Annotated in this window: 8 protein-coding genes; all 8 read right to left on the minus strand. The window is 61.2% G+C overall.

What is annotated here, in order from left to right; translation table 11 throughout:
• Positions 1 to 355 precede the first annotated feature (355 nt).
• The 8 genes from ihfB to mtnA all read right to left on the minus strand — a co-directional run bounded on the left by ihfB (position 356) and on the right by mtnA (position 11949).
• A complete protein-coding gene (gene ihfB / locus UW3_RS0117920; RefSeq protein WP_010224135.1) occupies positions 356 to 655 on the minus strand; it encodes an integration host factor subunit beta in 300 nt (99 codons plus the stop codon).
• 245 nt (positions 656 to 900) lie between these two features.
• Entirely contained in the window at positions 901 to 2580 is a 1680-nt protein-coding gene (gene rpsA, locus UW3_RS0117925) for a 30S ribosomal protein S1 (RefSeq protein ID WP_010224136.1), read from the minus strand.
• Between the two features lie 125 nt (positions 2581 to 2705).
• Entirely contained in the window at positions 2706 to 3392 is a 687-nt protein-coding gene (cmk, locus tag UW3_RS0117930) for a (d)CMP kinase (protein WP_010224137.1), read from the minus strand.
• Entirely contained in the window at positions 3389 to 5596 is a 2208-nt protein-coding gene (locus tag UW3_RS0117935) for a bifunctional prephenate dehydrogenase/3-phosphoshikimate 1-carboxyvinyltransferase (RefSeq protein WP_026001392.1), read from the minus strand. Before UW3_RS0117935 ends, cmk begins: the two co-directional genes overlap by 4 nt.
• A gap of 77 nt (positions 5597 to 5673) precedes the next feature.
• Positions 5674 to 6768, minus strand: coding sequence for a prephenate dehydratase (pheA, locus tag UW3_RS0117940; RefSeq protein ID WP_010224140.1), 1095 nt, complete (start codon positions 6766 to 6768; stop codon positions 5674 to 5676).
• Positions 6768 to 7853 (minus strand): 3-phosphoserine/phosphohydroxythreonine transaminase, encoded by a 1086-nt coding sequence (serC, locus tag UW3_RS0117945; protein ID WP_010224142.1) that lies wholly within the window; start codon positions 7851 to 7853, stop codon positions 6768 to 6770. The genes pheA and serC overlap by 1 nt, the downstream gene beginning before the upstream one ends.
• 101 nt (positions 7854 to 7954) lie before the next feature.
• Positions 7955 to 10594 (minus strand): DNA gyrase subunit A, encoded by a 2640-nt coding sequence (gene gyrA / locus UW3_RS0117950; RefSeq protein WP_010224144.1) that lies wholly within the window; start codon positions 10592 to 10594, stop codon positions 7955 to 7957.
• A 278-nt stretch (positions 10595 to 10872) separates the two neighbouring features.
• Entirely contained in the window at positions 10873 to 11949 is a 1077-nt protein-coding gene (gene mtnA, locus UW3_RS0117955) for an S-methyl-5-thioribose-1-phosphate isomerase (RefSeq protein WP_010224145.1), read from the minus strand.
• Between the last annotated feature and the right edge of the window lie 78 nt (positions 11950 to 12027).

The raw sequence follows: 12027 nt of genomic DNA on the forward strand, positions 1-12027 counted from the left end.
ACACTGTACGTCGCTGTTCGGTAGAAAAACCACGGAAAAAGCGTTGCCCCCTAACGAAACAGACCGTTCCTACGCGCCCCCTTTACCCCCCCCGAAAGGAGATACCTCAGTTCTTTCTCCGCCCGAACAGACGAGTGAAGTAGAACGCCAGAGGCCCGCATACCAATCCACTTGCAAAAAATGAAATCATCAGCACTGAAAGCGGCAAGTCGGGTGTTTTAAATCCGGCAAACATCACGGCGGTCGGCTGTTGATTCTCTAGTACAAACGCTAGCACAACCAAGCCGAGCAATAACAAAAATACGACCAGAATCAACCGCTTAAAGTTCCGCACAACGGCTCCCGTTTATCCGAATTAATCTTCGTGCTGCCCTTCTTCTTCATTCACCCGATCCCGCAGCTCCTTCCCCGGCTTGAAGTGTGGCACAAACTTGCCGTCCAGGCTGACGGACTGCCCGGTTTTTGGGTTGCGGCCTACGCGGGGGGCGCGATAGTGCAGGGAGAAGCTGCCGAAGCCGCGAATTTCGATGCGGTCGCCAGTGGCCAGGCACTGGGACATTTGCTCAAGCATAGTCTTGATGGCCAGCTCGACATCCTTGGATGAGAGCAGCCCTTGATGGGTGACAATACGTTCGATCAGCTCCGACTTCGTCATATTTTTCCCTTCTTTATCAAGCAGCTAGATCATTGCTTCGTTGTTTTTAGCATGACCTGAAGGATTTGAACAGGGCGGTTCTTGACTTAATCGGAATTTGAAGAAATACGCCTTGGCACAATAGATGATGGCGGTTTGCCGCCAATTTCACCGAAGCTCACTGGCACAAGGGTTTCAGCGCGCGGGAGGAATCGCAGGCACAAAAAAGGGCGACCGAAGTCGCCCTTTTTTAACACCAGCAGAACTTAGTTCTGTTTGGCCATTGCCTGACGCAGCAGCGCAGCCATGGTGGTGTCAGCAGCTTCCGAAGGAGCAGCTTCTTTCAGGCTTTGGATAGCCTCTTTCTCTTCAGCGTCGTCTTTCGACTTGATCGACAGCTGGATGACGCGCGATTTGCGGTCAACGCTGATGATCTTCGCTTCGATCTCTTCGCCTTCCTTCAGGACGTTACGCGCGTCTTCAACGCGGTCACGGCTGATTTCGGAAGCTTTCAGAGTGGCTTCGATGTCGTCGGCCAGGGTGATGATGGCGCCTTTGGCGTCAACTTCTTTTACAACACCCTTAACGATTGCACCCTTGTCGTTGGCAGCAACGTACTCGGAGAACGGATCGCTTTCCAGCTGCTTGATACCCAGGGAGATGCGCTCGCGCTCTGGGTCAACAGACAGGATGACGGTGTCCAGCTCGTCGCCCTTCTTGAAGCGACGTACGGCTTCTTCGCCGACTTCGTTCCAGGAGATGTCCGACAGGTGAACCAGGCCGTCGATGCCGCCGTCCAGACCAATGAAGATACCGAAATCGGTGATCGACTTGATGGTGCCGGAGATCTTGTCGCCCTTGTTGAACTGGCCAGAGAAGTCTTCCCATGGGTTGGACTTGCACTGTTTGATGCCCAGGGAGATACGACGACGCTCTTCGTCGATGTCCAGAACCATGACTTCCACTTCGTCGCCGACTTGTACGACTTTCGAAGGATGGATGTTCTTGTTGGTCCAGTCCATTTCGGAAACGTGTACCAGGCCTTCCACGCCTTCTTCCAGCTCTGCGAAGCAGCCGTAGTCGGTCAGGTTGGTAACACGCGCCATGACGCGGGTGCTTTCTGGGTAACGAGCCTTGATAGCAACCCATGGGTCTTCACCCAGTTGCTTCAGACCCAGGGATACACGGTTACGCTCGCGATCGTACTTCAGAACCTTGACATCGATCTCGTCGCCAACGTTGACGATTTCCGATGGGTGCTTGATACGCTTCCAAGCCATGTCGGTGATGTGCAGCAGGCCATCAACGCCGCCCAGGTCAACGAATGCGCCGTAGTCGGTGAGGTTCTTGACGATACCTTTGACTTGCTGGCCTTCCTGCAGGGATTCCAGCAGAGCTTCGCGCTCGGCGCTGTTCTCGGCTTCCAGGACGCTGCGACGGGAAACGACAACGTTGTTGCGCTTCTGGTCCAGCTTGATGACCTTGAATTCCAGCTCTTTGCCTTCCAGGTGGGTGGTGTCGCGCACTGGGCGGACATCAACCAGGGAACCAGGCAGGAACGCACGGATACCGTTAACGTCGACAGTGAAGCCGCCTTTAACCTTACCGTTGATAACGCCCTTGACCACTTCTTCGGCGGCGAAAGCTGCTTCCAGAACAATCCAGCACTCGGCGCGCTTGGCTTTTTCACGGGACAGTTTGGTTTCGCCAAAGCCGTCTTCGACCGCGTCCAGCGCAACGTGAACTTCGTCACCGACCTTGATGGTCAGCTCGCCAGCTTCGTTGTAGAACTGCTCGAGCGGGATGACGCCCTCGGACTTCAGGCCAGCGTGTACGGTAACCCAGTCGCCGTCGATGTCGACAACGATACCGGTGATGATCGCACCCGGCTGAAGATTGAGGGTTTTCAGGCTTTCTTCAAAGAGTTCTGCAAAGCTTTCGCTCATTTTAATTCCTGTAGATTCGGGCGGGACAAACGCCCATCAGCCACATTCCAGACAATGTGGGTTTCGTTCATATAAAGGAAAGCCGGCAGGACGTTGACTGGTGCCCCTGCCTGCTCTCCTGGCCATCAGGCGATATCGCGCAGGGCGATCTCGCTCTTGATGCGTTGCAACACCTGCTCGATGGACAACTCCGTGGAATCCAGCTGGATCGCATCGGCCGCCGGTTTGAGCGGGGCCACTGCGCGCTGGGTGTCACGCTCATCACGCGCACGGATCTCTTCTAGCAGACTTGACAGACTAACATCTTCGCCTTTTGCCTTCAACTGCAAGTAACGGCGGCGAGCACGTTCCTCGGCGCTGGCGGTCAGAAACACCTTGAGCGGTGCATCCGGAAACACCACGGTGCCCATGTCGCGACCATCGGCAATCAGCCCCGGGGCTTCCTGGAATGCCCGCTGACGTTGCAACAAGGCCTCGCGCACCGCCGGCAGCGAGGCGACCATCGAGGCACCGGCACCGACGGTTTCGGTGCGAATGACATGACTGACATCCTCGCCCTCGAGAATGATCTGCTGCAGCTTGCCCGGCTCGGCAGCGATGAACTGCACATCCAGGTGCGCAGCGATCTTGACCAACAGTTCTTCATTGGTCAGGTCGACGCCGTGGTTGTTGGCGGCAAAGGCCAGCAACCGGTACAGCGCGCCGGAATCCAGCAGGCGCCAACCCAGCTCACGGGCCAGCAGGCCGGCAACGGTACCCTTGCCCGAACCACTCGGCCCGTCGATGGTGATGACCGGTGCGTTGGAACTCACGACTTGCCCTCTTCTGCCACGCGAATGCCGACTTCGGCGCACAGGGCGAGGAAGTTCGGGAACGAGGTCGCGACGTTGGCGCAGTCATGGATGCGGATTGGCGCCGTGGCGCGCAACGAGGCAACACTGAAGGCCATGGAGATGCGATGGTCGCCATGACCATGAACTTCACCACCGCCAATAACGCCGCCATCGATGATGATGCCGTCCGGCGTCGGCTCGCACTTCACGCCCAGGGCCAGCAGGCCGTCGGCCATGACCTGGATGCGGTCGGACTCCTTGACCCGCAGCTCTTCGGCGCCGCGCAGCACGGTACGGCCTTCGGCACAGGCCGCGGCGACGAACAGCACCGGGAACTCGTCGATAGCCAGTGGCACCAGGTGCTCGGGGATCTCGATACCCTTGAGTTTAGCCCCGCGCACGCGCAAGTCAGCCACCGGTTCACCGCCGACTTCACGCTGGTTTTCCAGGGTAATGTCGCCGCCCATCAGGCGCAGGATGTCGATGACGCCGGTACGGGTCGGGTTGATGCCAACGTGCTCGAGCAGCAGCTCGGAGCCTTCGGCAATCGACGCCGCCACGAGGAAGAAGGCCGCCGAGGAAATGTCGGCCGGCACTTCGATATGCGTGGCGCTGAGCTTGCCGCCCGACTCCAGCGAAGCCGTAGGGCCGTCGACCTTAACGCTGTAGCCAAAACCACGGAGCATGCGCTCGGTGTGGTCACGGGTCGGCGCAGGCTCGGTGACAGTGGTCTTGCCTTCGGCATACAGACCGGCCAGCAGCAGGCAGGATTTGACCTGGGCACTGGCCATCGGCAGGGTGTAGGTCAAGGCCTTGAGCGCGTGGCCGCCGCGGATGGTCATCGGCGGACGACCTTCGGCGGCGGTTTCGATTACTGCGCCCATTTCCCGCAGCGGGTTGGCCACGCGGTTCATTGGCCGCTTGGACAACGAGGCATCGCCAGTCAATACGGTATCGAACGGCTGTGCGGCCAGCAGGCCCGACAGCAGACGCATCGAGGTGCCGGAGTTGCCCAGATAGATCGGGCCCGGTGGCGGCTTCAGGCCGTTGAGGCCGACGCCGTGGATGGTTACCCGGCCATGGTGCGGGCCTTCGATGACCACCCCCATGTCGCGGAAGGCCTGCAAGGTCGCCAGGGCATCTTCACCCTCGAGGAAGCCTTCCACTTCAGTGGTGCCTTCAGCCAGGGAGCCGAGCATGATCGAGCGATGGGAAATCGATTTGTCACCTGGTACACGAATACGGCCAGATACGCGGCCACCAGGATTTGCCAGGAAAATCAGGTCGTTGGAGTTCATAGCGTCCACATAGGCCCGTCGGGCCAGGATTTTACTGAAATGCTCGCGGGCAACACGGGCGCGGGTGAAGACGCCCAGCAACTGATGCCCATCCCCTGCATCGACCGCGTCGCGCAAGGCGTCGAGATCGCTGCGAAATGTATCCAGCGTGCGCAGGACAGCCTCGCGGTTGGCGAGGAAAATGTCGTGCCACATGACCGGGTCGCTTCCGGCGATTCTCGTGAAATCGCGGAAACCTCCGGCAGCGTAACGGAAGATATCGAGGTTTTCATTGCGCTTGGCCAGGGAATCGACCAGGCCGAAGGCCAGCAGGTGCGGCAGATGACTGGTCGCCGCCAGGACTTCATCATGGCGCTCGACCTGCATATGCTCGACATCGGCCTCCAGCGCACGCCAAAGCCGGTCGACCAGCGCCAGGGCAGCAGGATCGGTTTCGGCCAGCGGCGTGAGAATGACTTTGTGGCGGCGGAACAGAGCAGCATTGGAAGCCTCCACCCCGCTCTGCTCGGAGCCGGCAATCGGATGCCCGGGCACGAAGCGCGGCAAATGCCCGCCAAGGGCCTCGCGAGCTGCGCGCACGACATTGCCCTTGGCGCTGCCGACGTCGGTCAGCACCGCCTGCCCCAGATCAAGCCGAGCCAGGCGGGCGAGGAGCTTTTCCATGGCCAGGATCGGCACGGCAAGCTGAATGACGTCAGCACCGACGCAGGCGACGGCGAGGTCGTCCTCACAGCGATCGACCACACCCAGCTCCACCGCCAGCTTGCGCGACTGCGGATCCAGATCGACACCGACCACTTCGCGGCACAGGCCGCTTTCACGCAAGCCCTTGGCGAAGGACCCGCCAATCAGGCCCAACCCGACCACCACCAGCCGACCGATGATCGGCTCAGGCTTGTTTACCACGACTTCAACCACGGAGCTGGACCCTGTTCAAGACTGCATGTACGCCACTCATCGCTTCAGAGTACCGCTTTGGGGTAGGAACCCAACACCTTCAGGGCCACGGCTTCCTGGCTGATCTGCTCCAGCACGGCTTTGATCAGCGGGTCGCGGTGGTGGCCGACGAAATCGATGAAGAATACGTAGGTCCATTTACCGCTGCGCGAAGGACGAGTCTCGATACGAGTCAGGTCGATGCCGTTCTCATGGAACGGCACCAGCAACTCGTGCAAGGCGCCCGGCTTGTTGCTCATGGAAACGATAATCGAGGTCTTGTCATCGCCGGTCGGCGGCACTTCCTGGTTACCGATCATCAGGAAGCGCGTGGAGTTGTCCGGACGGTCTTCGATCTTCTCGGCCAGACGGGTCAGGCCGTACAGGTCAGCCGCCATGTCGCCGGCGATCGCCGCCGAGTTCCACTCGCCCTTGACCCGCTTGGCCGCTTCGGCGTTGCTCGACACCGCGACGCGCTCGACATTCGGGTAGTGAGCGTCCAGCCACTTGCGGCACTGGGCCAGCGACTGGGCGTGGGAGTAGATACGGCTGATGCTGTCGGTCTTGGTGTTCTCGCCCACCAGCAGGTGGTGGTGAATACGCAGCTCGACTTCGCCGCAGATCACCATATCGTGCTCAAGGAAGCTGTCGAGGGTGTGGTTGACCGCACCTTCGGTGGAGTTTTCCACCGGCACCACGCCAAAGTTGACGGCACCGGCCGCCACTTCGCGGAACACTTCGTCGATGGCCGCCATCGGCTTGCTGATCACCGCATGGCCGAAATGCTTCAGCGCCGCCGCCTGGGTAAAGGTCCCCTCAGGGCCCAGGTAGGCCACCTTGAGCGGCTGTTCCAGGGCCAGGCACGACGACATGATTTCGCGGAACAAACGCGCCATCTCTTCGTTGCCCAGCGGCCCCTGGTTACGCTGCATCACGCGCTTGAGCACCTGGGCTTCACGCTCGGGGCGATAGAATACCGGGGTCTCGCCTTCGGCCAAGGTCGCAGTCTTGACCCGCGCCACTTCCTGCGCGCAACGGGCACGGTCACTGATCAGCTCGAGGATCTTCTCATCGAGACTGTCAATGCGCACCCGCAGCGCTTTGAGTTCCTGCTCAGACATCATCCATGCTCCTTCTCGAATTCTTCCATGTAGGCAACCAGCGCTTCAACGGCATCCAGACCCAGGGCGTTGTAGATCGAGGCGCGCATGCCGCCGACCGAGCGGTGCCCCTTGAGGTTGAGCAGGCCGCGAGCGTCGGCGCCAGCGAGGAACGCCTTGTCCAGGCGCTCGTCAGCCAGGCGGAACGGCACGTTCATCCACGAACGGGCATTGACGCTGATCGGGTTGGTGTAGAACTCGCTGCTGTCGATGAAGCCGTACAGGCGGTCCTTCTTGGCCCGGTTGCGCTGCTCCATGGCCTCGACGCCGCCTTGCTCTTTCAGCCACTCGAAGACCAGCCCGGAAAGGTACCAGGAATAGGTCGCCGGGGTGTTGTACATCGAGCCGTTGTCGGCCGCGACCTTGTAGTCGAGCATGGTCGGGCAGCTGCTGCGGGCGCGGCCGAGCAGGTCTTCGCGGACGATCACCACCACCAGGCCGCTCGGGCCGATGTTCTTCTGGGCGCCGGCGTAGATCAGGCCGAAGTTGGAGACATCGACCGGACGCGAAAGGATGTCCGAGGACATGTCGACCACCAGCGGCACATCACCGGTCTGCGGCACCCAGTCGAACTCCAGACCACCGATGGTCTCGTTCGAGGCGTAGTGCACGTAGGCGGCATTCTTGCTCAGCTCCCACTCGTTCTGGCCAGGGATGGCCAGGTAGTCGTAAGGCTTGGCGCTGGCAGCAACGTTGATGTTGCCGTAGCGGCGCGCCTCTTCGATGGCTTTTTTCGACCAGATACCGGTTTCGATATAGTCGGCGGTCCCCTCTTCGGGCAGCAGGTTGAGCGGGATCTCGGCGAACTGCTGGCTCGCACCGCCCTGCAGGAACAGGACCTTGTAATTGGTGGGAATGGACATCAGGTCGCGCAGATCCTGCTCGGCCTTCTCGGCAATGGCCACGTAGTCATCGCTACGGTGACTCATTTCCATCACGGACAGGCCTTTGCCACGCCAGTCCAGCATTTCAGCCTGGGCGCGCTGCAGAACAGCGTCGGGAAGCGCAGCAGGGCCTGCGCAGAAGTTAAAGGCTCGTTTGCTCACATCCACTCTCGCTCTGCTCTTGATGTCCGCAGGAGCCGGTCGGGCAGCGAGCCGTGCCCGACTGCCGCGACCTCCCCCACCAGGATTACGCTACTACTTGTTTATTCCGGCTGTGCCTCTTCGTCGGCAGCGTCGGCCTGTGGCGCCGCATCGGCGTCCACGTCAGCGCCCTCTACCTCGGCATCGAAGTCCTCGTCACCTTCCTCTTCGGACGGCTCCTGGACCCGCTCCAGACCCACCAGGGTCTCGTCGCTGGCCAGCTTGATGAGGGTCACACCCTGGGTGTTACGGCCCAGGCTGGAGACTTCGCCGACACGGGTACGGACCAGGGTGCCCTGGTCGGAAATCAGCATGATTTCCTCGCCGTCCTGCACCTGCACCGCACCGACCAGGCGTCCGTTACGCTCGTTGCTGACCATGGCGATAACGCCCTGACCGCCACGCTTGTACTCGGGGAACTCGCCGATTTCGGTCCGCTTGCCGTAACCACGCTCGGAAGCGGTGAGGATTTGGCTGCCTTCTTCCGGGATGATCATGGAGATCAGCTTCTGCCCTTCGGCCAGGCGCATGCCACGCACACCGCGGGCGGTACGGCCCATGGCGCGAACGTCGGACTCCTTGAAGCGGGTGACCTTGCCGGCATCGGAGAACAGCATGACCTCACGCTCGCCATCGGTGATGGCCGCGGAAATCAGCACATCGCCTTCGTCCAGCTCCAGGGCGATCAGGCCAACGCTGCGCTGACGGCTGAAGGATTCCAGCGGGGTCTTCTTCACAGTGCCGTTGGCGGTAGCCATGAAGATGAAGTGACCTTCGGTGTACTCCTCGACCGGCAACATGGTCGAAATGTACTCGCCCTCGTCCAGCGGCAGCAGGTTGACCAGCGGTCGACCGCGCGCGGCACGGGAGGCCTCGGGAATTTCATAGGTCTTGAGCCAGTACACCTTGCCCTTGCTGGAGAACAGCAGCAGGGTGGTGTGGCTGTTGGCGACCAGCAGGTGCGAGATGTAGTCCTCGTCCTTGACGCCGGTAGCCGACTTGCCTTTACCACCGCGACGCTGGGCCTGGTAGGCGGCCAGCGGCTGGGTCTTGGCGTAGCCACCATGGGAGATGGTCACGACCCGGTCTTCTTCCGGAATCATGTCGCCCAGGGTCAGGTCCAGGCGCGCATCGAGGATCTCGGTGCGGCGCACGTCGCCGTATTCGGCACGGATCAGCTCCAGCTCTTCGCGGATCACTTCCATCAGGCGCTCGGCGCTGTTGAGGATGCGGATCAGCTCGCCGATCTGGTTGAGGATCTCCTGGTACTCGGCCAGCAGCTTCTCGTGTTCAAGGCCGGTCAGGCGGTGCAGGCGCAGGTCCAGAATGGCCTGGGCCTGTTCCGGCGACAGGAAGTACTTGCCATCACGCAGACCGAACTGCGGGTCAAGGTTTTCCGGGCGGCAGGAGTCGGCGCCAGCGCGCTCGACCATCACCTGCACGGCGCTGGATTCCCACGGCGTGCTGATCAGCGCTTCCTTGGCCTCGGACGGCGTCGGCGAAGCCTTGATCAGGGCGATCACCGGGTCGATGTTGGACAGGGCAACCGCCTGGCCTTCAAGGATATGCCCGCGTTCGCGCGCCTTGCGCAGTTCGAACACGGTACGGCGGGTGACCACTTCGCGGCGGTGGCGAACGAAGGCCTCGAGCAGCTCCTTGAGGTTCAACACCCGCGGACGGCCGTCGATCAGCGCCACCACGTTGATGCCGAAGACGCTCTGCAGCTGGGTCTGGGCGTAGAGGTTGTTGAGGATCACCTCCGGCACTTCGCCACGACGCAGCTCGATGACGATGCGCATACCGTCCTTGTCGGACTCGTCGCGCAGCTCGGTGATGCCTTCGAGTTTTTTCTCTTTTACCAGCTCGGCGATCTTCTCGATCAGACGCGCCTTGTTCAACTGGTACGGCAGCTCGGTGACGACGATCTGCTGGCGGCCACCGACCTTGTCGATGTCTTCGACCATCGAGCGGGCGCGCATGTAGATGCGGCCACGGCCGGTGCGGTAGGCCTCGATGATGCCCTGGCGGCCGTTGATGATCGCCGCGGTCGGGAAGTCGGGGCCGGGGATGAACTGCATCAGTTCATCGACGGTGATGTCGGCGTTGTCGATCAGCGCCAGGCAACCGTCGATGACTTCACCGAGGTTGTGCGGCGGAATGTTGGTCGCCATACCCACGGCGATACCGCTGGAACCGTTGACCAGCAGGTTGGGGATCTTGGTCGGCATGACCGCCGGGATCTGCTCGGTACCATCGTAGTTGGGTACCCAGTCGACCGTTTCCTTGTGCAGGTCGGCCAGCAGCTCGTGGGCCAGCTTGGTCATGCGCACTTCGGTGTATCGCATGGCGGCGGCGTTGTCGCCGTCGACCGAACCGAAGTTACCCTGGCCGTCGACCAGCAGGTAACGCAGCGAGAACGGCTGGGCCATACGTACGATGGTGTCGTAAACGGCGGTATCACCATGCGGGTGGTACTTACCGATCACGTCACCGACCACACGGGCGGATTTCTTGTACGGTTTGTTCCAGTCGTTACCCAGTTCGCTCATCGCATACAGAACGCGGCGATGCACGGGCTTCAAGCCATCACGCGCATCGGGCAGTGCACGCCCGACAATGACGCTCATCGCGTAGTCGAGGTAGGACTGTCTCAGTTCGTCTTCGATATTGACCGGGAGGATTTCTTTGGCCAGTTCGCCCATGAGAAGCCTGATTCCTTTTTCTGGTGAAACCTCGTCACATCCATATGGGACGAACGAAGCTCGCCGCTGCAAAGTGACTCCTTGCAACGACTTACGACAAATCAACGAGTTATGCCATGGATCTGCGCAGTAAAGACAGCCCCGCAGGGCGGCCTTGGAAACCGTCGGATGTTACCACAATCGCCCAGAGGGTGGGAGTAGCCTGCGGCACTACTACCCTACTGCTCGTCGATAACGCCCGTTAGCCGCTACAGCAGGCCGCAGACGAGGGCAAAGACTCAATGCAAACGCTTGCGGCACATCAGTTGCGCCATCTTCACCGTATCCGGGCGCTCGACAATGCCTTTTTCGGTGATGATCACGTCGATCAGGTCGGCCGGGGTCACGTCGAACACCGGGTTGAACGCCTCGAAAGTGGCGCCCAGCGGCTCGCCGCCAAGTTCCAGCAACTCGCTGGCGCTGCGCTCTTCGAGGAGGATGTCATCGCCGCTCTCAAGATTCATGTCGATGCTCGAACTGGGCGCCACGACCATGAAACGCACGCCATGGTGCATGGCGTTGACCGCCAGCTGATAGGTGCCGATCTTGCTCGCCACATCGCCATTGGCGGTGATGCGGTCGGCGCCGACGATCACCCAGGTAATGCCCTTGGTTTTCATCAGGTGGGCGGCGGCGGAATCGGCGGTGATGGTTGCCGGGATGCCCTCGCCTGCCAGCTCCCAGGCACTCAGGCGCGAACCCTGTAGCCACGGGCGGGTTTCACCGACATAGACACGCTCGATCATGCCCTCCAGGTACGCGGCGCGCACCACCCCAAGGGCCGTGCCGAAACCACCGGTGGCCAGAGCACCCGTATTGCCGTGGGTAAGGATGGTCTGCTCGTTGCCCTGGTGCTTGCGGATCAGTTCCACGCCCAGCTGGGCCATGGTCAGGTTGGCTTCGCGGTCGCTGTCGTGGATGGCCATGGCTTCGGCCTCCATGATGGCCAGTACGTCATCGCCCGGCTTGAGCCGCAGCAGGCGTTCACGCATGCGGTTCAGGGCCCAGAACAGGTTGGCGGCGGTTGGCCGGGCATGCACCAGCAGCTCGAAGTCCTCTTCCAGGGCCATTTCCCAATCCCCACCAGCGGCCAGGCGCTGGCGAATCGCCATGGCCAGGCCGTAGGCGGCACTGATGCCGATGGCCGGAGCGCCGCGCACCGCCATCGAGCGAATGGCTTCGGCCACCGCAGCGGCATCGCCGCAGGCCAGCCAGACCTGCGCGCCCGGCAGCGCGCGCTGGTCGAGCAGATAAAGGGTGCCATCCCGCCAATCGATGGCTTTCACCTTCTCTGCAGCCATTAGTCGATCGCGCATGCCTCACCCCATCATTCGGACATCAAAAGCGGACGATTATAGCGAGCCCCAGGCGCGGACGCTCGGGTATACTTCGCC

Source organism: Pseudomonas donghuensis, from assembly GCF_000259195.1.
Taxonomy (GTDB): Bacteria; Pseudomonadota; Gammaproteobacteria; order Pseudomonadales; family Pseudomonadaceae; genus Aquipseudomonas; species Aquipseudomonas donghuensis.

Coding starts and splice junctions, on each gene's coding strand:
- ihfB (WP_010224135.1), bottom strand. CDS start 655: ATGACGAAGTCGGAGCTGATCGAACGTATTGTCACCCATCAAGGGCTG.
- rpsA (WP_010224136.1), bottom strand. CDS start 2,580: ATGAGCGAAAGCTTTGCAGAACTCTTTGAAGAAAGCCTGAAAACCCTC.
- pheA (WP_010224140.1), bottom strand. CDS start 6,768: ATGTCTGAGCAGGAACTCAAAGCGCTGCGGGTGCGCATTGACAGTCTC.
- gyrA (WP_010224144.1), bottom strand. CDS start 10,594: ATGGGCGAACTGGCCAAAGAAATCCTCCCGGTCAATATCGAAGACGAA.
- mtnA (WP_010224145.1), bottom strand. CDS start 11,949: ATGCGCGATCGACTAATGGCTGCAGAGAAGGTGAAAGCCATCGATTGG.